26 protein-coding genes, 1 tRNA gene and 1 pseudogene are annotated in these 23,915 nt (G+C 68.5%); 20 read left to right on the top strand and 8 right to left on the bottom strand.

Annotated elements, in window-relative coordinates; translation table 11 throughout:
• Both G3N62_RS25670 and G3N62_RS25665 read left to right on the top strand, forming a co-directional pair.
• The coding region (locus G3N62_RS25670; RefSeq protein ID WP_206141336.1) for a nodulation protein NfeD at positions 1-938 on the top strand (938 nt) is incomplete at its 5' end.
• On the top strand, positions 935-1,708 hold the full coding sequence (locus tag G3N62_RS25665) for a slipin family protein (protein ID WP_034186196.1): 774 nt from the start codon (positions 935-937) through the stop codon (positions 1,706-1,708). The genes G3N62_RS25670 and G3N62_RS25665, both read left to right, overlap by 4 nt.
• An 81-nt stretch (positions 1,709-1,789) precedes the next feature.
• Here G3N62_RS25665 and G3N62_RS25660 read toward each other — a convergent pair whose 3' ends face one another.
• On the bottom strand, positions 1,790-3,067 hold the full coding sequence (locus tag G3N62_RS25660; RefSeq protein WP_124669660.1) for a haloacid dehalogenase-like hydrolase: 1,278 nt from the start codon (positions 3,065-3,067) through the stop codon (positions 1,790-1,792).
• Positions 3,068-3,567: 500 nt separating this feature from the next.
• Here G3N62_RS25660 and G3N62_RS25655 point away from each other — a divergent pair, with 500 nt between their 5' ends.
• The 6 genes from G3N62_RS25655 (at position 3,568) to G3N62_RS25630 (ending at position 8,925) form a co-directional block, all read left to right on the top strand.
• Entirely contained in the window at positions 3,568-4,467 is a 900-nt protein-coding gene (locus tag G3N62_RS25655; RefSeq protein WP_034186194.1) for a M24 family metallopeptidase, read from the top strand.
• Between the two features lie 38 nt (positions 4,468-4,505).
• Positions 4,506-6,293, top strand: coding sequence for an SDR family oxidoreductase (locus G3N62_RS25650; protein ID WP_124669659.1), 1,788 nt, complete (start codon positions 4,506-4,508; stop codon positions 6,291-6,293).
• 29 nt (positions 6,294-6,322) lie between these two features.
• Positions 6,323-7,228, top strand: coding sequence for a metal-dependent hydrolase (locus G3N62_RS25645; protein WP_034186192.1), 906 nt, complete (start codon positions 6,323-6,325; stop codon positions 7,226-7,228).
• A 79-nt stretch (positions 7,229-7,307) separates the two neighbouring features.
• Positions 7,308-7,595 carry a hypothetical protein gene (locus tag G3N62_RS25640; RefSeq protein WP_034186191.1) on the top strand — a complete coding sequence of 96 codons (288 nt, stop codon included), beginning with the start codon at positions 7,308-7,310 and terminating at the stop codon, positions 7,593-7,595.
• A gap of 251 nt (positions 7,596-7,846) precedes the next feature.
• A complete protein-coding gene (locus tag G3N62_RS25635; protein ID WP_049035205.1) occupies positions 7,847-8,224 on the top strand; it encodes a DUF2917 domain-containing protein in 378 nt (125 codons plus the stop codon).
• A 326-nt stretch (positions 8,225-8,550) separates the two neighbouring features.
• Positions 8,551-8,925, top strand: coding sequence for a DUF2917 domain-containing protein (locus G3N62_RS25630; RefSeq protein ID WP_034186226.1), 375 nt, complete (start codon positions 8,551-8,553; stop codon positions 8,923-8,925).
• 160 nt (positions 8,926-9,085) lie between these two features.
• On the opposite strand, the gene G3N62_RS25625 is transcribed toward G3N62_RS25630, so the two are convergent.
• Complete coding sequence (locus tag G3N62_RS25625) at positions 9,086-9,364, bottom strand: hypothetical protein (RefSeq protein ID WP_034186190.1); 279 nt, start codon at positions 9,362-9,364, stop codon at positions 9,086-9,088.
• 759 nt (positions 9,365-10,123) lie between these two features.
• Between G3N62_RS25625 and G3N62_RS25620 the strand changes: the two genes are divergently transcribed.
• Positions 10,124-11,425: an NCS2 family permease gene (locus tag G3N62_RS25620; RefSeq protein WP_034186189.1), complete on the top strand. Its 1,302-nt coding sequence runs from the start codon at positions 10,124-10,126 to the stop codon at positions 11,423-11,425.
• Between the two features lie 240 nt (positions 11,426-11,665).
• Here the strand turns inward: G3N62_RS25620 and G3N62_RS25615 are convergent, their stop codons facing one another.
• Positions 11,666-11,953, bottom strand: coding sequence for a DUF1488 domain-containing protein (locus G3N62_RS25615; protein ID WP_011354308.1), 288 nt, complete (start codon positions 11,951-11,953; stop codon positions 11,666-11,668).
• A 240-nt stretch (positions 11,954-12,193) separates the two neighbouring features.
• Positions 12,194-12,469: a DUF2964 family protein gene (locus G3N62_RS25610; RefSeq protein WP_226103934.1), complete on the bottom strand. Its 276-nt coding sequence runs from the start codon at positions 12,467-12,469 to the stop codon at positions 12,194-12,196.
• Positions 12,470-12,654: 185 nt separating this feature from the next.
• Between G3N62_RS25610 and G3N62_RS25605 the strand changes: the two genes are divergently transcribed.
• From G3N62_RS25605 to G3N62_RS25570, 8 genes are all read left to right on the top strand, one after another.
• Positions 12,655-14,568, top strand: coding sequence for a sigma-54-dependent Fis family transcriptional regulator (locus G3N62_RS25605; protein ID WP_034186188.1), 1,914 nt, complete (start codon positions 12,655-12,657; stop codon positions 14,566-14,568).
• 81 nt (positions 14,569-14,649) lie between these two features.
• Complete coding sequence (locus tag G3N62_RS25600; RefSeq protein ID WP_049031263.1) at positions 14,650-14,952, top strand: 2Fe-2S iron-sulfur cluster-binding protein; 303 nt, start codon at positions 14,650-14,652, stop codon at positions 14,950-14,952.
• A 58-nt stretch (positions 14,953-15,010) separates the two neighbouring features.
• Positions 15,011-15,505 carry an SRPBCC family protein gene (locus G3N62_RS25595; RefSeq protein ID WP_124669658.1) on the top strand — a complete coding sequence of 165 codons (495 nt, stop codon included), beginning with the start codon at positions 15,011-15,013 and terminating at the stop codon, positions 15,503-15,505.
• 92 nt (positions 15,506-15,597) lie between these two features.
• Complete coding sequence (locus tag G3N62_RS25590) at positions 15,598-15,972, top strand: DUF2946 domain-containing protein (protein WP_049031262.1); 375 nt, start codon at positions 15,598-15,600, stop codon at positions 15,970-15,972.
• Between the two features lie 96 nt (positions 15,973-16,068).
• Positions 16,069-16,434, top strand: a complete 366-nt coding sequence (gene copC, locus G3N62_RS25585; protein WP_034186186.1) for a copper homeostasis periplasmic binding protein CopC — start codon at positions 16,069-16,071, stop codon at positions 16,432-16,434.
• A gap of 41 nt (positions 16,435-16,475) precedes the next feature.
• Positions 16,476-16,922 carry a copper chaperone PCu(A)C gene (locus G3N62_RS25580; protein ID WP_034186185.1) on the top strand — a complete coding sequence of 149 codons (447 nt, stop codon included), beginning with the start codon at positions 16,476-16,478 and terminating at the stop codon, positions 16,920-16,922.
• A gap of 32 nt (positions 16,923-16,954) precedes the next feature.
• Positions 16,955-17,128, top strand: a complete 174-nt coding sequence (locus G3N62_RS25575) for a hypothetical protein (protein WP_167361905.1) — start codon at positions 16,955-16,957, stop codon at positions 17,126-17,128.
• A gap of 98 nt (positions 17,129-17,226) precedes the next feature.
• Positions 17,227-17,856, top strand: a complete 630-nt coding sequence (locus G3N62_RS25570; protein ID WP_034186184.1) for a LysE family translocator — start codon at positions 17,227-17,229, stop codon at positions 17,854-17,856.
• 13 nt (positions 17,857-17,869) lie between these two features.
• On the opposite strand, the gene G3N62_RS25565 is transcribed toward G3N62_RS25570, so the two are convergent.
• Positions 17,870-19,183 carry a leucine-rich repeat-containing protein kinase family protein gene (locus G3N62_RS25565; protein ID WP_124669657.1) on the bottom strand — a complete coding sequence of 438 codons (1,314 nt, stop codon included), beginning with the start codon at positions 19,181-19,183 and terminating at the stop codon, positions 17,870-17,872.
• Positions 19,184-19,324: 141 nt separating this feature from the next.
• On the opposite strand from G3N62_RS25565, the gene G3N62_RS25560 reads away from it, so the two are divergent.
• A tRNA-Leu gene (locus tag G3N62_RS25560) sits at positions 19,325-19,409 on the top strand.
• Positions 19,410-19,485: 76 nt separating this feature from the next.
• On the opposite strand, the gene G3N62_RS25555 is transcribed toward G3N62_RS25560, so the two are convergent.
• On the bottom strand, positions 19,486-20,358 hold the full coding sequence (locus G3N62_RS25555; protein WP_034186182.1) for a LysR family transcriptional regulator: 873 nt from the start codon (positions 20,356-20,358) through the stop codon (positions 19,486-19,488).
• 139 nt (positions 20,359-20,497) lie between these two features.
• Between G3N62_RS25555 and G3N62_RS25550 the strand changes: the two genes are divergently transcribed.
• Positions 20,498-21,739 (top strand): MFS transporter, encoded by a 1,242-nt coding sequence (locus tag G3N62_RS25550; protein ID WP_059556858.1) that lies wholly within the window; start codon positions 20,498-20,500, stop codon positions 21,737-21,739.
• A gap of 41 nt (positions 21,740-21,780) precedes the next feature.
• On the opposite strand, the gene G3N62_RS25545 is transcribed toward G3N62_RS25550, so the two are convergent.
• Together G3N62_RS25545 and G3N62_RS25540 are read right to left on the bottom strand one after the other, a co-directional pair.
• Entirely contained in the window at positions 21,781-23,028 is a 1,248-nt protein-coding gene (locus tag G3N62_RS25545) for a RhtX/FptX family siderophore transporter (RefSeq protein ID WP_124669656.1), read from the bottom strand.
• A 22-nt stretch (positions 23,029-23,050) separates the two neighbouring features.
• A pseudogene (locus G3N62_RS25540) lies at positions 23,051-23,788 on the bottom strand (PepSY-associated TM helix domain-containing protein); the annotation flags it as partial.
• On the opposite strand from G3N62_RS25540, the gene G3N62_RS25535 reads away from it, so the two are divergent.
• Positions 23,730-23,915 (top strand): hypothetical protein (locus tag G3N62_RS25535; RefSeq protein WP_206141335.1); only part of this gene is annotated, 186 nt, incomplete at its 3' end. The pseudogene G3N62_RS25540 and the gene G3N62_RS25535 sit on opposite strands and share 59 nt — an antisense overlap.

The raw sequence follows: 23,915 nt of genomic DNA, 5'->3' as shown, positions 1-23,915 counted from the left end.
AGGACGCCTCCGCCTACATCCGCGGCCTCGCGCAGCTGCGCGGGCGCAATGCCGAATGGGCCGAGCGCGCGGTGCGCGAAGCCGTCAGCCTGTCGGCGAACGAGGCGCGCACGCAGCACGTGGTCGACCTGATCGCGCAGGATCCGGCCGATCTCGCGCGCCAGCTCGACGGCCACGGCGCGACGACCCCCGCCGGCACGGTGCGGCTCGCGACCGCGCATGCGCCGCTCGTCGTCGTCGAACCCGACTGGCGCAGCCGCTTCCTTGCGATCATCGCCGATCCGAACGTCGCGCTGATCCTGCTGACGATCGGCATCTACGGCCTGTTCTTCGAGTTCGCGAACCCCGGCTTCGTGCTGCCGGGCGTCGCCGGCACGATCTGCCTGCTGGTCGGGCTGTTCGCGATGCAGTTGCTGCCGATCAGCTATGCGGGCCTCGGCCTCGTGCTGCTCGGCCTCGGTTGCCTCGTCGCCGAGGCGTTCCTGCCGACCTTCGGCGTGCTCGGCTTCGGCGGAATCGTGTCGTTCACGATCGGCGCGCTGATGCTGATCGACACCGACGTGCCCGGCTACGGCATCCCGTGGCCCGTGATCGCGAGCCTCGCGCTCGGCGGCGGGCTGTTCGTCGCGGGCGTGTCGAGCGTCGCGCTGCGCGCGCGGCGGCGGCCGGTCGTGACGGGCGCCGAGGCGATGCTCGGCAGCGTCGGCGAAGTGCTCGACGACGGCCTTCATCCGGACCAGCCGCATGGCGCGGCCGGCACCGCGCCGTCCGCGGCGGGCTGGGCGCGCGTGCATGGCGAGCGCCGGCGCGTGGCGAGCAGCGCGCCGCTGGCCGCCGGCTGCCGCGTGCGCGTCACCGGCCGCCAGGGGCTGACGCTGACCGTCGCGCCGCTCTACGACATGCCTGCGCCGCCCCATCACCAGGGAGAACCTTCATGATCGGCTACACGTTCGGCTTCAGCGGCGTCCTGATCGTCTTCGTCGTCGTCCTCGTCGCGTCGTCCATCCGCATCTTCCGCGAGTACGAACGCGGCGTCGTGTTCATGCTCGGCCGGTTCTGGAAAGTGAAGGGGCCGGGGCTCGTGCTGATCATCCCGATCGTCCAGCAGGTCGTGCGGATCGACCTGCGCACCGTCGTGTTCGACGTGCCCCCGCAGGACGTGATCACGCGCGACAACGTGTCGGTGAAGGTCAACGCGGTCGTGTATTTCCGCGTCGTCGACCCGGAGAAGGCCGTGATCCAGGTCGCGCGCTTCTTCGAGGCGACGAGCCAGCTCGCGCAGACGACGCTGCGCGCGGTGCTCGGCAAGCACGAACTCGATGCGCTGCTCGCCGAGCGCGAGCAGCTGAACGCCGATATCCAGAAGACGCTCGACGCGCAGACCGATGCGTGGGGAATCAAGGTGTCGACGGTCGAGATCAAGCATGTCGACCTGAACGAGACGATGATCCGCGCGATCGCGCGGCAGGCCGAAGCCGAGCGCGAGCGGCGCGCGAAGGTGATTCACGCGGAAGGCGAACTGCAGGCGTCGGAGAAGCTGCTGCAGGCCGCGCAACGGCTTGCATTGCAGCCGCAGGCGATGCAGCTGCGCTATCTGCAGACGCTCACGACGATCGCGGCGGACAAGAACTCGACGATCGTGTTTCCGTTGCCGATCGATCTGCTGGGGGCGTGGCTGGACCGCCTGGGCGCGCCGCGCGAGCGCTGAAACGCAGGCGGCGCGGCCCGCGCGACGCCGCGGCCGGCACCCGGGCGGCGCCGGGCCCGGCGGCCCGACGCCCGGCCCGCGTCAGGCCAGCAGCTTGCGATCGGACTTGCCGTACTTGATCGACTTCTCGTCCGGGATCATCAGGCCCGTGTGTTCGTCGCGCCCCTGCAGCAGGAAGCGCGCGTCCGGCTTGCCGATCTGCTCGGCCGCGAGCTTGCTGTCCGCGCCGATCTCGCCCTTCTTCATCCGGTTCACGATCACGCCGGCCGCGGTGTCCTTGAAGTCGCGCAGCATCCACGCGTCGCCGTCGCTGTCGCCGAACACCAGCAGCGGGCCGTAGCCCTTCTTCGACGCGAGGACGTTGCGGATGCCCACCGTCTTGCCGGGCCCCCAGTTGAAGTGCCAGCCGGCCGGATAGGTACTCGTGTACTGGCCGTCCTGCATGTCGAGACGCAGGCCGATCACGTTCTCGGGCGCCACGCCGTAGCCATAGTTCGGATTGCCGGCGAACACGCGCACGACGTCGTCGAGCGACGCCGTGCTGACGTACACGTCGATGCCGTTCGCGCGCAGCGTATGCATCACCGCGCGGATTTCCTCGTGAATGCGGATGCCGTGGAAATGCGTGTCGGCCACCACGCCTGCCTTGCCCGGCAGCGTTTTCGGGCTTTCGTAGCGGACCTTGCGCAGCGCGTCGCCGATGCCGTAGTTGTTCGACGCTTCCGCCATCGCCTGCAGCTCGGCGGTCGTCATGTTCTTGTAGAAATAGATGATCCACTTGTAGCCGACTTCGAGCGGATGCGTGTCGCAGATCGCGTCGTACATGAAGTACAGCTTCGCGCGGAAATCCTTGAACTGGTCGGTCTCGCGAATCTCGTCGAGGCTCTTGTCGCCGCCGAAACCCTTGTAGTTCGCATGGAGCCAGCGGTAATCGGATTCGACGTCGGCGGCGAGATCCTCCATCGTCACCGGCTTGCCGTCGACGGTCGTGTAGTCCTTCATGAACACGCCCTTCGGCACATCCTTCCACATCACGCCGACGAATTCGTCCGGCGTCAGCTTGTACTGCAGATGGTTGATCTGGTACATCAGCAACGCCTCTTCGCAGTCGTTCATGATGCACGTGTTGTCCCAGTCGAACACCGCATACGGGCGGCGCTTTCCGTCGTAGCGGGCGCTCGCGACGCCGTGCTGGTCGAGCACCGCCTGCAGGCGCGCGGCGTTGAACGGCGACCAGCGGCCCGGGTCCAGCGCGTCCGGCGCGATCCCGCTCTTCGCGCGGGCCGTGCCGGCCTTGAGCATCAGCGACGACGCAGCGGTCGCTGCGGCAAGGGTGTTCATGAACTGGCGGCGTTGCATGGTCTCTCTACTGGAAATGTCGAATCGGCTTCGGCCGCTGCCCCCGGGCGCTGCGCGGCGCACCGCCACCGCAAAGCCGGGACGGCTTCGAATCGGGGGCGAATGATGTGACGAAATTATTTCGGCAATTTGACAGCGTCGCGCCGCGACACGACGGAGAGTTGATCCAGCACGACATGCGCGGCTGGCGGCGGAACCGCTCGTGACACCCGCTGCCGCGACGCCGATCCCGACGCGCAGGGAACGGCAGGCACGACAACCGCGAAAACCGTCATCCGTCAGCCCTGACAAGACGCGATCCGGCGCGGCGCGTCGCCGCGTTCCGTTCTAGAGGAGGCCCTCCATTCCGCGTCTCCATTAGGACAAATCCCCACGTCCGTCGCCCCGGAACCGTCTATGATCTTTACATCGATCAATGACACATTAAATGCTGACTGAATAACCCGCGACGGCGACGCCGGCGGGCGCGTTCCGGATCAGCGCCCACACGGAGACGCACCATGGCCGATCACCATCCGCTGCCGGAAGTCCACCTCGACGAGCTGCCGCAATTCCGCGCGGTCCAGCAGCTCGCGTACCGCTGCGTCGAAACCGTCGGCGCGATGCTCTACCCCGGCATCACCGAAAAGGAAGCCGCGCGCCTGCTGACCGAATGGCTGCAGGACAACGGCGTGCACGACTGGCTGCACAAGCCGTTCGCGTGGTTCGGCGACCGCACCGCGTTCGAAGGCTTCTCCGGCCTCAAGCACATGGGCGGCTTCAATCTCGCGTTCTTCCCGAGCAATCGCCAGCTCGAAACCGACATGCCGGTGATCCTCGACGTCGCGCCGGTGCTCGACGGCATCGTCGCCGACGTCGGCTACGCGCACTGCCTCGGCCACAACCCGATCCTCGAACAGCTGCAGGACGACCTGATGGACCATCGCGACATGATCGTGCGGCTCGTGAAGGCGCGCCGTCCGATGGCCGAGGTCGCGCAGGAAGTCGACGCGCTGTGCCGCCGCCAGGGCGTCGAGCCGCGCCACAAGGCCTATCCGTTCAAGGTGCTCGCGCATCGCGTCGCGAAGATCCACAAGCTGTCGAAGCCGCGCTTCGTCGCGCGCTTCGGGCTGAACGCGACGCGCAACCTGCTGCTCGACCAGGGCCGCGCGGCGAAGCAGCAGGGCTGGTCGCCGCTGTGGTCGATCGACCGCCGCTCCGAGCATGCGCCGGTGCCGGGCCTGTGGGCCGTCGAGCCGCATCTCGGCTTCGCCGGCGTCGGCGCGAAATTCGAGGAACTGCTCGTGATCACGGACGACGACGCGTACTGGCTCGACGACGACTTGCCGCACGTGCGCCGCTGGCAGCGCCGCCAGGCCGAACGCGCGCAGGCCGTTTCGACCGTGCCGGCCGCCGCCTGACGCGGCGCCCCTCCGACTCCCTGAACGACGGACTCACGATGCAGCCTCTTTCCGACGAAGCGCCGCTGGCCCTGTTCGAATCGGTTCACAGCGAGACGGCGGTCGCCTCCGGCGACCTGACGCTCGCGGTCAGGACCTGGGGCGACCCGGCCCGCTCGCCGGTCGTGCTCGTGCACGGCTATCCCGACGACAGCAGCGTCTGGCGGCACGTCGCGCCGCTGCTCGCGCGCAAGCACTACGTGATCGCGTACGACGTGCGCGGCGCGGGCCTGTCCGGCGCGCCGAAGCGCATGGCCGACTATCACCTCGCGAAGCTGACCGACGACTTCGTCGCGGTGATCGACGCGCTCTGCCCCGGCCGCGCGGTGCACCTGATCGCGCACGACTGGGGCTCGATCCAGGGTTGGGAATTCGTCACCGATCCGCGCCTCGCCGGCCGCATCGCGTCGTACACGTCGTGCTCGGGGCCGTGCCTCGACCACGTCGGCTTCTGGCTGCGCGAACGCGTGCTGCGCCCGACGCCCGCGTCGCTCGGCAAACTCGGCGGCCAGCTCGTGCGCTCGTGGTACGTGTACCTGTTCCATCTGCCGTTCGTCCCCGAACTCGGCTGGCGGCTGTGGCTCGGCCGCGCGTGGCCGCGCCTGCTGCGCCGGCTCGAGAAGACGCCGGCGATGCCGCGCCCGACGCAGGCCGACGACGGCGCGCGCGGCGTGCGCCTCTATCGCGCGAACTTCATCCGCTGCCTGTTCGCGCCGCGCGAACGCTATGCGCATGCCCCCGTGCAGACGATCGTGCCGCTCGGCGACAAGTACGTGAGCCCCGCGCTGTCGGAGAACCTGTCGCGCTGGGTGCCGCAGTACTACCGCCGCGAAGTCGCGGCCGGCCACTGGCTGCCGCTCGCCGATCCCGCGCGCTTCGCGGATCTCGCCGGGCAACTGATCGACGCGGTCGAATCGGGCACCGAGCCGCCCGCGCTCGCGAACGCGCGCCGCCGCGCCACCAGCGGCCGTTTCAGCGGCAAGGTCGCGGTCGTCACCGGCGCGGGCAGCGGCATCGGCCGCTGCGCGGCGCTCGCGTTCGCCCGCGAAGGCGCGACGGTCGTCGCATGCGACATCGATCTCGCCAGCGCCGAACGCACCGCGCTGCTGCTCGGGCTGACCGGCGCGCACGCGCATGCGAAACGCGTCGACGTCGGGTCCGCCGACGAGATGGAAGCGCTCGCGGCGTGGGTCGGCAGCGAACTCGGCGGCGCGGACGTCGTGATCAACAACGCCGGCATCGGCATGGCCGGCGGCATCCTCGACACGAGCGCGCGGCACTGGGAGCGCATCCTGCACGTGAACCTGTGGGGCGTGATCCACGGCTCGCGGCTGTTCGCGCGGCAGATGGCCGCGCGCGGCACCGGCGGGCACATCGTCAATACCGCGTCGGCCGCCGCGTTCGGGCCGTCGCGCGACCTGCCCGCGTATGCGACGACGAAGGCCGCGGTGCTGATGCTCAGCGAGTGCATGCGCGCGGAACTCGCGGAGCAAGGCATCGGCGTGACGGCCGTGTGCCCGGGTTTCGCGGAGACCGGAATCATGGCGTCGACGCAATACGCGGGCGCCAATGCCCAGGACGAAGCGCGGCTGCGCAAGCGCGCGACGAAGCTCTACCAGATGCGCGGCCTGAAACCGGAAACCGTCGCACAGGCGATGGTCGACGGCGTGCTGCGCAACCGCCCCGTCGTCGCGGTCGGCGGCGAGGCGCATGCGATGCGTTTCGTCGGCCGCTTCCTGCCGTGGCTCGGCCGGATGATCGCCCGCGTCAGCATGGCATCGCATTGACGGCGCATGACGCCGCACAGGGAGACAACATGACCGATACCGCCGACTACCACAAGATCAAGGCCCGGCACGTGAAATTCGACTTCAGCGACACGCCGGTCACCTGGGTGCCGAACGATCCGGGCAGCACGCACATCATCAACACGCTGAACCTGCTGTTCCCGGAAGGCGAGCTGTGGTTCTGCCGCGTGTACAACAAGGCGCTGCCGCTGATCACCGATGCGCGCCTGCGCGACGAGGCCGAAGGTTTCCTGCGCCAGGAAGCCGTGCATTCGCGCTCGCACGGCGGCGTGCTGAAGCACTACTACGACCGGCACGGGATCGACACGAAGCCGTTCACGCAGAAGCTCAACCGGCTGTTCACGCGCGTGCTCGGCGAACAACCGCTCGGGCTGAAGATCGGCCACACGCGTTTCTGGCTGCGGCAGCAGCTGGCCGTGATCGCGTCGCTGGAGCACTTCTTCGGTTATCTCGGCAACTGGGTGCTCAACGCGCACGGTCTCGACGAAGGCCGTGCCGACCCGACGATGGTCGACCTGCTGCGCTGGCACGGCGCCGAGGAAGTCGAGCACCGCACCGTCGCGTTCGACATCTACCGGCACCTGGGCGGCACCTATCCGGAGCGCTGCGTGCACATGGCGTTCGTGATCGTGCTGCTGCTCTACTACATCACGACCGGCGCGAAGTTCATGTACCGGCGCGACCCGGACGCCGGCCGCTACCCGGGCTTCGTGCTCGCGTGGTGGCAGGGTTCGCGGCGCGGGCACCTGCCGTCGTTCTGGAAGGTGATCGGCGCGGCGCTACGTTATTTCAAGCCCGGCTATACGCCGCACCACGAAGGGTCGACCGAGCAGGCGCTCGCGTATCTCGCGCGCTCGCCGGCCGCGCAGGCGGCCGCGCACGGCGGCAACTGGGGCACGGCGAAGGGCGCGTAACCGGGTTTCCGGCCGGTTCGGCGGGCGGCGCGCGCCGAAATGCGTACAATCGCGGCTTCAATTTCCCGGAGGTGCCGCGATGGCCATGAAGAAAACCGATCTCGAAAAGAACAAGGCGCTCAAGCTGACGCACGCGATGAAGCAGTCGAACTCCGCGCGTTTCGGCAAGGGCGCAGACGACGCGGCCAAGCTCGACCGCCGCGCGCAGCGCAAGCTCGACCAGGAACAGGGCCTCGTGCCGTTCGCGTGCAAGCTCAACGCCGAACTCGTCGAGCAGCTGAAGGCACGTGCGGCCACGCACCCGGAAGGGATGACGGGCCTGCTGTCCGAGCTGCTCGTGAACGGCCTCGCGCAACGCGACGCGTGACCGCCACGTATCTCGAAATTTCCGTTGACATTGCCGCGCTGCCACGACACACTCGTTCGCATGCCTATGCTCAAGCCCATCGCCATCGCGCATGAAAATCGAGTGAACGCCCATACGTGGCGAGCACCGGAGGCGCTTGTGCATTAGCATCGCGATTCAGTTACGCATGTCACAAGGCCTCGCCGGATTCGGATGAGGCCTTTTTGTTTTGGTGCGCGTCATCCTGTCCGGCTCAACGGATGGAGATGACGATGGACCAAGCAAGCCTGCTGGTTGTTTGCCGCGATCGCTGCCGCACCGATACGATCGCGTTGCCGAGAGTCGAGTTGCACTTCACGGTCGCGCCGCGCACGACGCTGGCATGGCGCGCGCAGCACGATGCCGAGGTCCGCGCACACGACGCGACGCTGTGGATCACGCGGCTGGGCTGCCTCGACGATTACTGGATACGAACCGGCGACGTGCTGCGCCTGCGGCGCGGCGATCGCATCTGGATCAGCACCGACGACGAGCGGCCCGCCGCGGCGTCGATCACGACCGCGTACGTGATGAAACGCGACGCGTGGCCCGCGCGTGCGCTCGCACGAATGCGCCGCATGCTGGGCGGGAGACATCGAAGTCGCGCGTGACGCATGCATCGTCGCGCGTGCGATCCGGGCTCGCCTCGACCTCATGAAACACCGCGCACGCGCGCCATCGGCTCACCGTCGCATATCCCGAAAATAGTCGTTGACAACACCGCGGCCCGACAACAAAATCGTTCGCATGCCTACGTTCAAGCTCATCGCCGTCGCGATTCATTGCTCGATGAACATTCGAAAGAATGATTCACGGGAGGCGCTTGTGCGTTAGCAATCGAGCAGTACCGCATGTCACACGAGGCCTCACCGGAAACGGATGAGGCCTTTTTGTTCTGGTGCGCGTCATCCGTCCGGCTCACTGAATGGAGAAGACGATGGACCAGGCAAGCCCGTTGTTCGACCGTCCCGATCGGCGCCGCACCGGCACGATCGCGTTACCGACCGTCGTGATCCGTTTCGCGGTCGCCCCGCGCACGACGATGACCTGGCGTGCGCCGCGGGATGCGGAGCTCCGCACGCAGGGCGCGGCGCTGTGGGTCACGCGCCCGCCGGACGTCGACGATTTTTGGGTGCGGCCCGGCGACGTGCTGCGCATCGCGCGCGGCGAGCGCATCTGGCTCGGCACCGATGGCGACCGGTCGGCCGAAGCGACGATCACGACCGCGTACGTGCGGCGCGGCGAGCGCTTGAGGCGCATGCTCGCGCAAGTGCAACGTTGGCTCGTCGGGATAGGGAGAAGAAGCGGATGAGCGACGTGCGGTCACGCACGCGGGACGCGGAACGGCCGCGGCCGGAAACGGACGCACCCGCGGCGCAATGCGCCGCGGGTGCGCATCGAATGTCGCGGCCCGCGAGTGCGGGCCGCGAGCGATCGCACGCCGTGCACAACAACCGGATGCAGTGCGTGCATCAGGTGCTGGCGGCGAGACGCGGGCCCGTGCTCCGGGGAGTGGAATCGACGTCGGGACGTTGCGCTGCCTGCGAGGTCACCCACGGATCGATGCCCTGCTTCTGCACCTCTTCGAGGAATGACACACGTGTGCGCCAGTAATCCGCTTGTAATTTCGCATCGATGACGCGCTGTTCGGCTGCGAACAGTTCCATGCGCGCCGTCACGAGCATCGACGCAGCGGTTTTTTCCGGCGTGGGGGCGTGTCGCATCGCCCAACGGCTGATCCAGTTCAACATGCTGACCTCCGTGATTACGGACGAACCCGCATCGGGCAATCGCAATCGGCCGTGCCTGCCCGAACGCGCAACGGCCTTGACCGCCATTCACCGCCTGGCCTGCACGGACTGCGACTCCCCCGCGTCGGCAATTACCGGCCGGCGTGTGCATGCGCGGTGTATCTATCCTAGAAAGACTTGCCGGTTTACGCGATGGGGTCTTGCAATCTTTTACACAGAAACCACAGTCGCCCCCGCATCGCGAAATGACAGTTGCGGACGGGACGGCTTCGGCGCAGCATAGCCCGATACTTGCCACCGCCTGGGCTGACGAATGCCCGCCGCACGCCGCCGTCGTGCATCCGCACCGGCCGCGCGCCGGGGCCGCCTGCACCGTGTTCGTGCAGCATGCGGGCGCGCCGTTTGCGTCGCCGGTCGTCGCGCATCCGCCACGCGCGATGCGGCCGCCGCGCCGTTGCACACGCATCGGCCGGTTTCGCCTGCCCGCCTGCCATCGTTTCCACCGTTTCCGCCATTTCTGCCGGCCCGTGCCGCGCGAACCGGTAAAATGCGCGCCTTCGTCGCGCGGCCGGGCTGCCAGACCGTTCGCGCGCAGGCAACCGATCGTGCCCTCCAACTATATCGTCCGAGCTATCCGCGCTATTACAATCCGCCGATAGCCAGGAAATAGTGGCTGGTTACATTAAGCCCGCCGCGCGCTGCCTGCACAACAATTCGGCACAACAATCAACACGACAACCCGACCGGAGAAACGCCTTCATGGAATCCATCAAGCGGTATTTCGGCTTCGCTGAAGCCGGCACCGACTTCCGCACCGAAATACTCGCGGGCGTCACCACGTTCCTGACGATGGCCTACATCATCTTCGTCAACCCCGCGATCCTCGGCGACGCCGGCATGCCGAAGGAATCCGTGTTCGTCGCGACCTGCCTCGTCGCGGCGCTGGCATCGATCATCATGGGGCTGTACGCGAACTACCCGATCGCGTGCGCGCCCGGCATGGGCCTGAACGCGTATTTCGCCTACACGGTCGTCAAGGGGATGGGCTTCACCTGGCAGGCCGCGCTCGGCGCGGTGTTCATCTCCGGCTGCCTGTTCCTGCTCGTCACGCTGTTCCGCGTGCGCGAGGCGATCGTCAACGGCATTCCGAAATCGCTGCGGATCTCGATCACCGCCGGCATCGGCCTGTTCCTCGGCATCATCTCGCTGAAGACGTCGGGCGTGATCGTCGGCAACCCGGCCACGCTCGTCACGCTCGGCGACCTGCACAAGCATGAGACGATCCTCGCGATCGTCGGCTTCTTCACGATCGTCACGCTCGACCACCTGCGCGTGCGCGGCGCGATCCTGATCGGCATCATCGGCGTCACGGTCCTGTCGTTCTTCTTCGCCGGCAACCAGTTCCACGGCGTGTTCTCCGCGCCGCCGTCGATCGATGCGACGCTGTTCAAGCTGGACATCGGCGCCGCGCTGTCGACCGGGATCATCAACGTGATCCTCGTGTTCTTCCTCGTCGAGCTGTTCGACGCAACGGGCACGCTGATGGGTGTCGCGAACCGCGCGGGCCTGCTCGTCGAAGGCAAGATGAACCGCCTGAACAAGGCGCTGCTCGCCGACAGCACCGCGATCGTCGCGGGCTCGGTGCTCGGCACGTCGTCGACCACCGCGTACATCGAAAGCGCATCGGGCGTGCAGGCCGGCGGCCGCACGGGCGTGACGGCCATCACCGTCGCGGTGCTGTTCCTCGCGTGCCTGTTCATCGCACCGCTCGCCGGCGTCGTGCCGGCCTACGCAACGGCGCCGGCGCTGCTGTACGTGTCGTGCCTGATGCTGCGCGAGATGGTCGAGGTGCCGTGGGACGATGCGACGGAAGCCGTGCCGGCCGCGCTGACCGCGCTGCTGATGCCGTTCACGTACTCGATCGCGAACGGCGTCGCGTTCGGCTTCATCGCGTACGGCGGCCTCAAGCTGCTGACGGGCCAGGCGCGCACGGTCAAGCCGATCGTCTGGATCATCGCGGCCGTGTTCCTGTTCCGCTTCTTCTATCTCGGCAGCGAGTAAGCGACACGCCGCGCCGCGGATGAAAAAACGCCACCTTCGGGTGGCGTTCTTGTTTTCGCACTTTCGCACGACTCCTTGCGCGATCCCGGCGCGTCGACGCACCGTGCCGTACATATGCGCCGGACAACCGGTGGCGCCCGCATACGAAAATGCCGCCCGGCCCGCCGAACGGCATTGCATGGCAACGTCTTCGCGTGCGCCGCGCTTGATCGCGCGCGCCGCGAGACGAGCGTCGTGTCGTCAGCGCCAGTTGGCCTCGTAGAAGCGCACGTAACCGCTGCGCAGCGTCACGCATTGCGCGCGCGTCTCCGACAGCAGGCGCCGCGCAGCCGCCTCGATACGGTCGCGGTGCTGGTCGAATGCGCCGACCATGTCCTCGAAGCGCGGCGATGCCGCACCGAAGTGGTCTTCCAGCGCCTCGGCGGTGATCTGACATTGGACGCGCTCGCCATTGACCAGTGCCGTGAACGCAAGCATCAGGTCGCGCCCCGAATACTCGGGCTTCTCGTTCGTGAAATGAATCTGCATGGGAGCCGCCTCGACCGGTAGAAAACGAATGACCGCGTCCGTCGTCCGCCACCGGCCGGACGAAATGTACGCGGGCTCGCCGGCGGAGGCCACGACCGCGGGGGATGGGGCGGTCGACGCATGCCGGTTGCTTTCCACTTTAGACGGTTTCGCGCAGGAGACAAATTTTCCCGCATGCGTCGTTCCGACGCGCCATTCCTCAGATCAGCACGGCATCGGGCACCGTTTCGGAAACGGGCTTCAGTGCGGATCGGTAGGCCAGACGTTGAGCGCGATCGCGGCGGTCGTGACGCCCACCGCAATCGCGGCCGCCCCGTATTGGACCGCATCGGCCAGATCGAACAGCAATCCGTGGATCGCCACGGCGATGCCGCCCAGCATGATGAACGTGGCGATGGCCGCCAGCACGACTCTCAGTTCCGTCCGAACCATGATGCGTCTCCCGAACGGATGCATGTCGCGTCGCATGCATGTTGCAATGCGGAACACGGCGCGTGCGTGCTCCATTTCCATCATTGCAGGCGGGCGCCTGAAAGCAAGGAGATTTTGTTCCCGGTCGCGCATCGCACGTGGCGCTTGTATGATGATGCGTACCCGGACGGACGGCTGTTGCGCCGGATGGTGCACCGCGAGCGGAGACGCACTCCGCCGCCGGTTCCGATTCGGTCGGCCCGGGCTGCCCCGGGAACAGGAGACAAGTCATGCCGCAACCCTTCGTGCTGCCCGTCACCGCGGGTCGCACCGACCTGCTCGCGCAGGCGCATGCGCGTTCGACCGCGGTCGGCCTGCGCGCGCACGAACGCCCGGATTTCACGCCGCTGTCGCGTATCGCGCTGCGCGAACTGCTCGACACGAATCACACGCTGTTCTCGCACGCGCGCCCGGTGATGGAAGACCTCCACGCGCAGATCGCCGAGACGCAAAGCCTCGTGCTGCTGACCGACGCCGACGGCGTGATCCTGCACAGCATCGGCGACGCCGACTTCATCGAAAAAGCCAACCGCGTCGCGCTGCGCACCGGCGTGTCGTGGGCCGAAGGCGCGCGCGGCACCAATGCGATCGGAACCGCGCTCGCGTCGGGCCAGGCCGTCGTCGTGCACGGTTCCGAACACTTCCTGCGCGCGAACCACATCCTCACCTGCTCGTGCGCGCCGATCGTCGATCCGTTCGGCCGCACGCTCGGCACGCTCGACGTCAGTGGCGACCCGCGCGGCTCCAGCCCGCATACGCTCGCGCTGGTGCGGATGTCCGCGCAGCTGATCGAGAACCACCTGTTCGCGAACCAGTGCGGCGAAGCGCTGCGGCTGCGCTTTCACGCGCACGAGGATTGCGTCGATTCGCTGTTCGCCGGGCTCGTCGCGTTCGGCCCCGACGGCGGGCTGATCGCCGCGAACCGCAGCGCGCAATTCCAGCTCGGCGCGTCGTTCGACGCACTGCAACATCAGGCCAGCGACGCGTTGTTCGGCATGCGCTTCGCGCAGCTCGCGCAGCAGGCCGCCCGCGCGCCGGGCGCCACGTTCCGCCTGACGCTGTCGACGGGCGTGCGCGTGCTCGCCCGCTGCGAATTCCCGGACGCGCAGAAGACGGCCGTCGCCGTCACGCCGCCCGCGCCGGCCGCGCGCGTACGCGCGCCGGACCCCGACGCGATCACGTTCGCGACGCTCGACACCGGCGACGCACGCATGGCCGCCGTGCTCGAACGCGTCGCGAAGATCCGCGGGCGCGACCTGCCGCTGCTGATCCTCGGCCAGACCGGCACCGGCAAGGAATGGCTCGCCCGCGCGCTGCACCAGGCGTCGCCGCGCGCGGACGGCCCGTTCGTCGCGGTCAACTGCGCGGCGCTGCCCGATTCGCTGATCGAGGCCGAGCTGTTCGGCTATGAAGACGGCGCGTTCACGGGCGCGCGCAAGCGCGGCAGCCCCGGCAAGATCGCGCAGGCCGACGGCGGCACGCTGTTTCTCGACGAGATCGGCGACATGCCGCTCGCGCAGCAGGTGCGGCTGATGCGCGTGCTGCAGGAGCGGGCGGTGATGCCGCTCGGCGGCGCGCGCGCGGTACCGGTCGACGTGCGCGTGGTTTGCGCGACCCATCGCGACCTGCGCGCGATGATCGCGGACGGCACGTTCCGCGAAGATTTGTTCTACCGGATCAACGGCCTCGCGGTCACGCTGCCGGCGCTGGCCGCGCGCACCGACCTGCCGGTCCTGGTCGACCGGATTCTCGCGCGGCTGGCGCGCAGCGAACCGATGCCGCGCCGCATCGCGGCCGACGTGCTCGATGCGTTCAAGCGCCACCGCTGGCCCGGCAACCTGCGGCAGATGACCAACGTGCTGCGCACGGCCGGCATGCTCGCCGAAGACGAAGCCGAAATCGCGCTCGCGCATTTGCCCGACGATTTCTGGCTCGACTGCGACGATGCATCGGCCGCGCCCGCTGCCGCCACGCCGGCCACGCCGACCGTGCCGGCCGGCACGCACGAAGGCACGACGCTGCAAAGCCGCCAGGCCGCGGTGATCGACGCCGTGCTTGCGCGGCACGGCGGCAACGTATCGGCCGCCGCGCGCGAGCTCGGCCTCGCGCGCAATACCGTGTACCGCTACCTGCGGCGGCATTGACGCCCACGGCCGGCGGACGCTGCCCGCCGGCCGGTTCGGGTATGCTTGGCGCGTTGCCGCCGACCGCCGCCCGCTTCAGTCATGACCGATCCAGACCACCCGCCCCTCGTGCGCATCGAGCCGCTCGGCGCGACCTTCGACGCGCCCGATTCGCTGACGCTGCTCGAGGCCGCCGCGTTCGCGCGCGTGTCGCTGCCGCGCTCGTGCCGCAACGGCACGTGCCGAAGCTGCCTTTGCCGGATCGTCAGCGGCAGCGTACGCTACACGATCGAATGGCCGGGCCTGAGCCGCGAGGAAAAGGCCGACGGCTATACGCTGCCGTGCGTGGCCGTCGCGACGTCGGACCTCGTGCTCGACGTGCCCGACGCGGCCATGCTCGACTAGACGCGGCGTGCGGCCACGCGCGCCGTCCTGCAACGCCCGATCCTGCGTGGAGAACGCGATGACCCAGTCAACCGATCGCATCGAGAAACAAGTCCAGCTCGCGGCCTCGCCCGACCGCGTGTGGGAAGCCGTCAGCAATTCCGGCGAATTCGGCCAGTGGTTCGGCGTCGCGTTCGACGGGCCGTTCGCGGCCGACCAGCCGCTGTTCGGCCGCATCACGCCGACGCGCGTCGACGACGACGTCGCCAGGGCACAGGAACCCTATGCGGGCACTGTGTTCGAAATCGTCGTCGATCGCATCGAGCCGCAGCAACTGTTCTCGTTTCGCTGGCATCCGTTCGCGATCGACCCGCATTTCGATTACGCGTCCGAGCCGATGACGCTCGTCACGTTCACGCTCGCCGCCCAGGCCGGCGGCACGCTGCTCACGGTCACCGAAACGGGTTTCGACCAGTTGATCGAAGCGCGCCGCGCGAAAACGCGCGAGATGAACGACCAAGGCTGGGCCGCGCAGATGATGCTGATCACGAAATACCTGGCGAAGCACGCGTAGCGCGCCGCTTCGCCGCATGCCGCCGCCGTCCCGCGCACCGGCGTGCGTGGCATAATCCGCTCCATCGTCGTCCATACGCCGCCGCGCATCGCATGCTGAGTCGTCGCCTCCGGAAGATCGGCAGTCTGATCGGGATGCTCGCCATCCTGATGACGGCGCTCGCGCCGACGATCTCGCAGGCGCTCACCACGCAAGGGCGTGTCGACGCGCTGCTGGCCGGCTACTGCACGGCCGCGCCGGCCGCCGGCGGCCACGCGTCCGATCCGTCGACCAGCCTCCACGCGCATCTCCAGGCATGCGGCTATTGCAGCCTGCTTGCCCATACCCCCGCGCTGCCCGCCCCCGAACTGACGTTCGCGGCCCACGTACGCGTGATCCAGCATCGCGCGGCCACCCGCTTCGAAAGCCTGCGCCGCGCGCTGCCGCTCACGGCCGCGCAGCCGCGCGCCCCGCCATTCACGTCCTGATCCGCTGTCGTTGCACGTGATGCCATCGCGCATCGCGTGGTCCGCGCACGCCGCTCGCGTGCGTGACATGTCACGTTTCGAAGGACGCTCACCCTCATGCATACCGCCACGCTCTTTCGCGGCGCACTCGCCGCGCTCGGCTTCGTCGTCATCCAGGCTGCCCATGCGCACGCCATCCCGAAGAAGCAGGTCCCGGCCGCCGACGCCACGCTGTCGGCCGCGCCGCACGCCGTCACGATCGATTTCAGCGAAGCGCTCGAACCGGCCTTCAGTTCGATCGCCGTCACCGACGGCCATGGTCAATCGGTCACCGACGGGAAATCGGCCGTCGACGCCGGCAACCGGAAACGGATGCACGTCGCCCTCGCCAGCCTGACGGCCGGCGCGTACACGGTCGCGTGGGTCGCGGTGGCAAGCGACGGCCATCGCACGCAAGGCCGCTACACGTTCACGCTGAAGTAACGCACACACTGCCCCGGCCCCCCCCATCAGGAGAACAAACGATGAAACACCCGATTCCGACCGCCCTGCTCGTTGCCGTGTTCGCGCTGCAAGCGCCCGCCTCGTTCGCCGCGCCGGCCGTGCAGGCCGATGCGTGCTGGATCCGCGCGATGCCGGCGACGGTGCCGTCGTCCGGCTACTTGACGCTGAAGAACGACGGCGACACGCCCGCCACGCTGACAGGCATCGACAGCCCCGCATACGGGATGGCGATGGTGCATGAAACGCAGACGAACGGCAGCACCGCGAAGATGGTTCATGTCGACTCGGTCGTCGTCCCCGCGCACGGCTCGCTGACCTTCAAGCCGAAGAGCTATCACGTGATGCTGGAGGAACCGCGCAAGGCCGTCGCGCCCGGTTCGAAGGTGCCGTTCCGGCTGCATTTCGCGGACGGCTCGACGGTGTCGGTCACCTGCGACGCGAAGGCGCCGACCTACGCCGGCCAGTAACGCACCCGGTATCCCGATCGAAGGAGACGCACATGAAAGACCGCCTGCCGCTGGCCGGCCGGATCGTCCGCTACCGGACGCCGCTGAATCTCGCCGTACTGATCGTCTGCGGGTTGTGGGCCGCGTGGATCGCGTGGATGACGCGGCCCGCCGCAATCGACACGCCGCCGTCGATTCCCGCGTACTGCATGCGCGACACGCACTGACGCGCCGCGCCCGCACGGTTCCGGCGGCGGCCCGCGCCATTATTGGCGTGGCACCATCGCTGCATCCCGTCCGCCGGAACCGTCACCCGGAGCAACGCATGGCCCTTCAGACCTGGATGCTGTTTGCCGCAGCCTATCTCGCCACGACACTGTCGCCCGGGCCGAACGTGCTGCTCGTGATCCGCAACACGGTGCGCTACGGCACGCACGGCACCGCCGCGACGATCGCGGGCAATCTCGTCGCGCAGGGTGTGGTCGTGCTGCTCGTCGCGCTCGGCGTCGGCGCCGTACTGGCCGCGATGCCGCCGCTGTTCGTCGCGATGAAGGTCGTCGGCGCCGCCTACCTGATGGTTCTGGGTGTGCGGCAACTGCGCGGCGACCGCATGGCCGCCGCGTCGGGCGGCGCCGCGCAAAGCGCCATGCCCGACCGCGCGAAGCTGTTTCGCGAAGCGCTGTTCGTATCGGGCAGCAATCCGAAGACGATGGTCTTCCTGTCGGCATTCATGCCGCAGTTCGTCGTGCACGATCGCCCGCTCGCGCTGCAGTTCGTCGTGATGTACGCGACGATCGCCTGCACCGTCGTGATCGTTCACAGCGTCTATTCGGCCGGCGTGCGCCGATTCCATCGCGATTTCGGCATGCGTCGCGCAGCACGTGCGCTCAAGCGCGCCAGCGGGCTGCTGTTCGTCGGGCTCGGGATCAAGCTGCTGACCGCACGGCAGGCGTAAGCGGGCAAGCGCGTCAGCGCATGTGCGCGGCGAGCGCCGCGGCAATCTCGCCGAACGACGGGCGGGCGTCGATATCCTCATTCAGGCAGGCCGCCGCGAGGGCATCGAGGGCATCCGAGCGCGACTCGCATCGCTCGAGCAACTCGCCGAGCAGATAGCCGAACGCGCGCACTTCGAGCCGCTCGAACCTGCCGCCACGCGTGCGGTCGTTCACGTCGTAGAGCGACGCCGCGCCGAAATCGCCCAGCAACGCGCCGCCTGCCCCGTCGTGCAGGATGTTGTGCGCATACAGGTCGCCATGCATGATGCCGCGCGCATGCAGATGGCCCGCGACCGACGCGATGCCGTGCGCGATCCGCACCGCTTCGGCCGGCGCGAAGCGCGCGTCGGCCGCATACACGTCGCGCGTGCAGGAAGCGAAGCTCGGCGGCCCGGCGAGATTCCCGAGCGCGGGATCGACCAATTCCATCACGAGGCCGTGCGTGCCGTCCGGATGCCCGCTCACCTTGCCGATCACCGGGATCAGGTCCGGGTGGCGGCCGGCGTGCAGGCACGCGGCCATTTCGCAATCGGGCAGGCCGTCGCTCGTCACCGCGCCCTTGAACAGCTTGACCGCGACCGCACGCGACGGGTGGTCGTCCACACGCCACTGCGCGCGGTAAATGACGCCCGATGCGCCCTCGCCCAGCTTCCGTTCACACGACAGCGACGCCCAGTCGATCTCGGCGACGTCCGGCCCCGCCGACGCCGCCGCCTCCGGCGCCGCACTGAACGGATTGCCGGCCGTGGCGAGCCACGCGAGACGCGGCAGGCGCAGCAGCCAGTCGGGCAACGCCTCCAGCCGGTTCGCCGACAGGCGCACCAGTTCGAGCGCGCGGCATGCGGCCATTTCGGCCGGCAGCGCGCGCAGCCGATTGCCCGCGAGCATGAGCTTCTGCAACCGCGAACAGTCGCCGATGTCGGCCGGCAGCGCGTCGATCGCGTTGTCGGTGAGGATCAGCCAGCGCAGCGCGCGCGGCAGTGCGCCGCGCGGCACCGTGCGAATCCGGTTCGCCTTGAAGCCGATCATGTCGAGTTGCCCGCACGCGCCGAGCACGTCGGGGAACGCGGTGAAGCGGTTGCCGGATGCAAACAGGATGCGCAGGCGATGCAGCCGCGGCAGGTCGTCCGGCAACGCGGACAGCGCATTGCCGGTCAGGTCGAGCACTTCGAGCGTGTCGGCCAGATCGAGGATCTCGCGCGGAAATTCGGTCAACCCGCATGCGAGCTTGAGTTGCCGTGCGCCCGACAGTTGTCCGGCCTGCAGTTGTTCGAGGGTGTGGGTCACGGGTGAAAACGGGTTGCGGTTGCGACGGTCGCCAGACCGATCCGACGAATTCTACCGGGATCGCTGCCGTGCAAAATCATGACGTTGTCACGGCCCCTTCACAAACGCGCAATGTGACGTTAGAATTGCGCCCCTTGCAGTGCCGACGTGGTGAAATTGGTAGACACGCTATCTTGAGGGGGTAGTGGCGAAAGCTGTGCGAGTTCGAGTCTCGCCGTCGGCACCAAATGCAGCTTCAACGTTTTCCGCGTATTTTCCGAAACCCGCGACAGCAGATGGCTTCGCGGGTTTTTCGTTTTCGGCTACGCCAGCCGCAGAAAATTCCGCACCACCGCCGACGGCTCGTCGCATCGCGACACGATGGCCAGCCTGGCGCGCAGCCCGTTACCCGCGAACGGCCGGTACACGACCCCGGGCACCTGCACCTGCGTGATCGCCTTCGGCACGACCGATACGCCGAGCCCGGCCGCCACCAGCGTCACCGCGGATGCCATCTGCGGCGCCGGCTGCGCCATGCGCGGCTCGAATCCGGCGGCCTTGCACGCGGCGACGATGTCGTCGAACAACGCGCTGCCGGCCTCCCGCGGCACCTGCACGAACGACTCGTCGGCCAGTTCCGCCAGATCGATACGCCGGCGCGGCGCCAGCCGATGCGCGACGGGCAGCGCGACGAACATCGGCTCCTCGTCCCAGTCGGCGGCGCGCAACGTCGCGGCGACGCGCCGCACCGGCCGCACGATCGCCACGTCGAGGCGCCCGGCATCCAGTGCCTCGAGCAGGACACCCGACGTCGCTTCCTGCAACGTCAACTCCGCATCCGGAAACGCCTCCCGAAAGCGGCGAATCAGATCCGACACTTTCGGGTTGAACGCCGCCGTCCCGGTGAAACCGACCCGCAGATGGCCGGTTTCGCCGCGCGCGGCACGCCTGGCCGCGCGTGCCGCGCGCTCGGCATCGTCGAGCACGCGTCGCGCCTCTTCCGCGAAGACCTCGCCTGCCAGCGTCAGCCCGGCGCCACGCGCGGTCCGCTTGAACAGCTCCACGCCGAGTTCGCTTTCGAGCGCCTTGATCTGCTGGCTCAACGGCGGCTGACCGATGCCGAGCAGGTCGGCGGCCTTCGTGAAATTCGACGTGGCCGCGACGGCCAGAAAGTATCGGAGATGCCGGAGTTCCATTCGTGAGCGACCTTGCGGGAAGTCGAGGCGGCCTTCAAGCCAGTGTTAAAACATATCGCTGCGGTTCTTTTCATATATTGGACATATACATGACGATGCGCAAGAATTCGTGCATTCCCGTCGCACATCGAGTGCATCCATGTCCGCCCCCTCGATTTCCCGCTCCATGCCCGGCCCGCAGCAAGCCGCGCCCGATGCCCTGCCGGCCGGCGTGTCCCCGCGCTCGGCCGCGTACAAGCGCATCGCGCTCGCGCTCTTTCTCGCCGGCTTTTCCACCTTCTCGCTGCTGTACTGCGTGCAGCCGCTGCTTCCCGCGTTCGCCCGCGAATTCAACCTCGGCGCGGCGTCGAGTTCGCTCTCGCTGTCGCTGTCGACCGGGATGCTCGCGGTGTCGATCCTGTGCGCCGGCGCACTGTCCGAACGCGTCGGACGGCGCGGGCTGATGTTCGCGTCGATGACGCTGGCCGCGCTGTTCAACCTGCTGGCCGCGCTGTCGCCGAACTGGAACCTGCTGCTGCTCTGGCGCGCGCTCGAAGGCTTCGCGCTCGGCGGCGTGCCGGCGGTTGCGATGGCCTATCTCGCGGAAGAAATCGCCGCCGACGGGCTCGGCTTCTCGATGGGCCTCTACGTCGGCGGGACCGCGTTCGGCGGCATGATCGGACGGATCGGCATGAGCGCGCTCGAGGAGCACTTCTCGTGGCGCACGGCGATGCTGACGATCGGCGTCGTCGACCTGCTTGCGGCGATCGCCTTCGTGATGCTGCTGCCGACGTCGCGCCGCTTCGTGAAGCGCACCGACCTGACGCTGCGCCATCACGTCCGGCTGTGGCACGCGCAACTGCGTCACGTGCGTCTGCCGTTCGTGTTCGCGATCGGTTTCCTGGTGATGGGCGCGTTCGTGACGATCTACAACTACGCCGGGTTCCGGCTCATGGCCGCGCCGTTCAACCTGAGCCCGACCGCCTGCGGACTGATCTTCGGCGCCTACCTGTTCGGGATGGTGTCATCGTCGAGCGCCGGCGCGCTCGCCGACCGCCTCGGGCGGGCCCCGGTGCTCGTCAGCGGCATCGTCGTCTTCGCGGCGGGCCTCGCGCTGACGCTGTCGCACTCGCTCGTCGCGATCGTCGTCGGCATCGTGCTCGTCACGATCGGCTTCTTCGTCGCCCACTCGGTCGCGAGCGGCTGGGTCGGCAACCTCGCGGGGGCCGCGAAGGGGCATGCGGCCTCGCTCTATCTGCTGGCCTACTACGTCGGGTCGAGCGTGCTCGGCTCGATCGGCGGGACGTTCTGGCAACACGGCGCGTGGGCGAGCGTCGCCGCGTATGTCGCGGTGCTGCTCGCGCTCGCGCTGCTGGCGGCGCGACGGTTGACGCGCGGCTGAGGTGACGCAGCGCGACCGGCGCGCGCCGGACCGCGCCGCCGTCACGACGCCAGCACATCGCTCCCCTTCGCCGCATGCGCTGCCTCCCGCCGCCGCAGCGTCATCGCGATCAACGCGGCCAGCACCGCCAGCCCGACACCCGTGAGAAACCCGCCCGTATAACCGACCTTCGCGGTCAGCGACAGGATCGTCGACGACGCGATCAACTCGCCGAGATCACGCGTGCTCTGCACGGCCGTCACGTCGGTACCAGCCTGGTCGCTGCCGCCCGCGAAGCGCATGCCGGCCGTCATGATCGACACCGACGTGATCCCCGTCGCCAGCGAGCCGAGCACCGTGCACAGCCACGCCCACGACGGCGACACCGGTAGCCATCCGCTCGCCTGCGCGAACCACAGCAACGCCGCCGCGCCCGCGCAGCTCACGCCGGCCGTGAACGCACGCCATACCCCGAGCCGCCTCACGAGCCACGCGCCGCCGCCGCAACCGAGCACGACCGTCACGACGCCGCCCGCCATCCCGAGTTTGCCGATCGCGTCGAGCGTCCAGCCCGCGTCGTTGAGAAACAGCTTCGACAGGCCGAAGCCCGATACGGCCGTCATCGCCGACAGCAGCGCGAGCGACAGCAGCGACCACGAACGCGGCCGCTTCGCGAAACGCACGAGGCTCGCGTCGTGTGCCGGCCGCGCCCGCGCACGGTCCGCATCGCGCGGCAGCACCCACAGCACGCAGACCAGGCTGGCGAGCGGCACGGCCGCCAGCGCGAGAAACGCGGCCGGCTGGCCGAACAGGCCGATCAGCGTCAGTGTGCCGGCGCCGCCGCCGAAGAAGCCGATCATCACGCCGGCAATCTGGATCGCGTTGATCCTCGCGAGCGTGTCGCCGCTGAAATGCTCGGCGGCCATGCCGTCGTTCGCGATGTCCTGCGTTGCGCTGGCAAGCGACGCGACGGCCAGCAGGCCGACCGCCCAGCCGGCCGTCGCGAACGTCATCCCGATCTGCGCGAGGCAGCCGAGACACACCACGACGAGGGTCTGCATCGGCAGCATCCAGCTGCGCCGCCGCCCGAGGCGTGGCGACCAGCGGTTGTCGACGACGGGCGCCCACAGGAATTTCACGACCCACGGCAACCCGACGAGCGGCAGGAACGCGAGTGCGTGAAGCGGCGCGCCGTCGTGGCGCAGCAGTGTCGGCATCGCATCCATCGCAATACCGATCGGGATGCCCTGCGACAGGTAAAGCAGCGTGATCGTGATGACCAGGCGGCGATGTTCGAGCAGATCGCGCATCGAAGTCTCCAGTTGCATGAGGTTAAAAAGGTTCGACGCCGGCCGGCACGCGTGCGGCCGGCATCGCATCGCGCCGCGGACGGCGGGCGGCACGCAGCAGCAACACGCCGAATACGACGAGTGCCGCGTCGATCCACCCGTACACGGGTGCGCCCGCGCCCAGCAGCGCGAGTGCGCAATGCGTCGCGCCGGCCAGCCCGTAAGCGGCGCCGGCCGCACGCATCAGCACGCGCAGCCATGCCGCCCGATCGGCCGCCCGGGCCGCGACCGCAATCGCACCGGCCCACACGGCCCAGAACAGCATCGCGAGCGCATGGTCGACGTGCACGCCGTCGGGCAACGCGCGCCCGGCAAACAGCAGGACACCGCCCGCGAGCACGAGCCCGCCGCATGCGCCCACCGCGACGGCGGCCAGCACGTTTGCCGAGCGATCGCGCTGCGCGCGCCGCCGCTCGATCCACAGATGCAAGCCCGTCGCGCACAACACGCACGCAGCAAGCCCCATCAGGAAATGAAGCGCGCGCAGCACACCGCCCGCCGCACCGACCCAGTCGTATTGCGCGAAATGCAGCGGCTGCACCGCGATGAATGCGCGCAGCCAGAAGCCGCGACCGCGCGACGTCGCATCCGCGAGCCATTGCCCGTCCGCCGCGCGATACAGGTGACGCTCGAACACCGCCGTACTCGGCAGCCCCGCGGTCGTGCCGGCAATCTCGACGGTCGCGTTCGCGTCGCCCCAGCGATGCAGCGCGACGGCTTCGCGCCAGGAAGAACGGCACGGTAAACGACAGGTAGCCGAGGATCGGCACCGACTGCAGCACGTCGAGCAGCGGGATCAGCACGCGCTCGGCGCGGCGGCTGCGCGCCGCGGCGGTCGCATAGACGAA

Source organism: Burkholderia sp. Tr-20355, from assembly GCF_017104685.1.
GTDB lineage: Bacteria > Pseudomonadota > Gammaproteobacteria > Burkholderiales > Burkholderiaceae > Burkholderia > Burkholderia seminalis.
This window is presented reverse-complemented; position numbering and strand designations above follow the sequence as displayed.

Excerpts from the sequence above, each read along its gene's own strand:
- G3N62_RS25660 (WP_124669660.1), bottom strand. The coding sequence starts at position 3,067 with ATGCAACGCCGCCAGTTCATGAACACCCTTGCCGCAGCGACCGCTGCG.
- G3N62_RS25550 (WP_059556858.1), top strand. The coding sequence starts at position 20,498 with ATGTCCGCCCCCTCGATTTCCCGCTCCATGCCCGGCCCGCAGCAAGCC.
- G3N62_RS25615 (WP_011354308.1), bottom strand. The coding sequence starts at position 11,953 with ATGCAGATTCATTTCACGAACGAGAAGCCCGAGTATTCGGGGCGCGAC.
- G3N62_RS25545 (WP_124669656.1), bottom strand. The coding sequence starts at position 23,028 with ATGCGCGATCTGCTCGAACATCGCCGCCTGGTCATCACGATCACGCTG.
- G3N62_RS25570 (WP_034186184.1), top strand. The coding sequence starts at position 17,227 with ATGGCCCTTCAGACCTGGATGCTGTTTGCCGCAGCCTATCTCGCCACG.
- G3N62_RS25630 (WP_034186226.1), top strand. The coding sequence starts at position 8,551 with ATGGACCAGGCAAGCCCGTTGTTCGACCGTCCCGATCGGCGCCGCACC.
- G3N62_RS25635 (WP_049035205.1), top strand. The coding sequence starts at position 7,847 with ATGGACCAAGCAAGCCTGCTGGTTGTTTGCCGCGATCGCTGCCGCACC.
- G3N62_RS25645 (WP_034186192.1), top strand. The coding sequence starts at position 6,323 with ATGACCGATACCGCCGACTACCACAAGATCAAGGCCCGGCACGTGAAA.
- G3N62_RS25600 (WP_049031263.1), top strand. The coding sequence starts at position 14,650 with ATGACCGATCCAGACCACCCGCCCCTCGTGCGCATCGAGCCGCTCGGC.
- G3N62_RS25555 (WP_034186182.1), bottom strand. The coding sequence starts at position 20,358 with ATGGAACTCCGGCATCTCCGATACTTTCTGGCCGTCGCGGCCACGTCG.
- copC (WP_034186186.1), top strand. The coding sequence starts at position 16,069 with ATGCATACCGCCACGCTCTTTCGCGGCGCACTCGCCGCGCTCGGCTTC.
- G3N62_RS25650 (WP_124669659.1), top strand. The coding sequence starts at position 4,506 with ATGCAGCCTCTTTCCGACGAAGCGCCGCTGGCCCTGTTCGAATCGGTT.
- G3N62_RS25665 (WP_034186196.1), top strand. The coding sequence starts at position 935 with ATGATCGGCTACACGTTCGGCTTCAGCGGCGTCCTGATCGTCTTCGTC.
- G3N62_RS25640 (WP_034186191.1), top strand. The coding sequence starts at position 7,308 with ATGGCCATGAAGAAAACCGATCTCGAAAAGAACAAGGCGCTCAAGCTG.
- G3N62_RS25575 (WP_167361905.1), top strand. The coding sequence starts at position 16,955 with ATGAAAGACCGCCTGCCGCTGGCCGGCCGGATCGTCCGCTACCGGACG.
- G3N62_RS25620 (WP_034186189.1), top strand. The coding sequence starts at position 10,124 with ATGGAATCCATCAAGCGGTATTTCGGCTTCGCTGAAGCCGGCACCGAC.
- G3N62_RS25580 (WP_034186185.1), top strand. The coding sequence starts at position 16,476 with ATGAAACACCCGATTCCGACCGCCCTGCTCGTTGCCGTGTTCGCGCTG.
- G3N62_RS25595 (WP_124669658.1), top strand. The coding sequence starts at position 15,011 with ATGACCCAGTCAACCGATCGCATCGAGAAACAAGTCCAGCTCGCGGCC.
- G3N62_RS25655 (WP_034186194.1), top strand. The coding sequence starts at position 3,568 with ATGGCCGATCACCATCCGCTGCCGGAAGTCCACCTCGACGAGCTGCCG.
- G3N62_RS25590 (WP_049031262.1), top strand. The coding sequence starts at position 15,598 with ATGCTGAGTCGTCGCCTCCGGAAGATCGGCAGTCTGATCGGGATGCTC.
- G3N62_RS25625 (WP_034186190.1), bottom strand. The coding sequence starts at position 9,364 with ATGTTGAACTGGATCAGCCGTTGGGCGATGCGACACGCCCCCACGCCG.
- G3N62_RS25610 (WP_226103934.1), bottom strand. The coding sequence starts at position 12,469 with ATGATGGAAATGGAGCACGCACGCGCCGTGTTCCGCATTGCAACATGC.
- G3N62_RS25605 (WP_034186188.1), top strand. The coding sequence starts at position 12,655 with ATGCCGCAACCCTTCGTGCTGCCCGTCACCGCGGGTCGCACCGACCTG.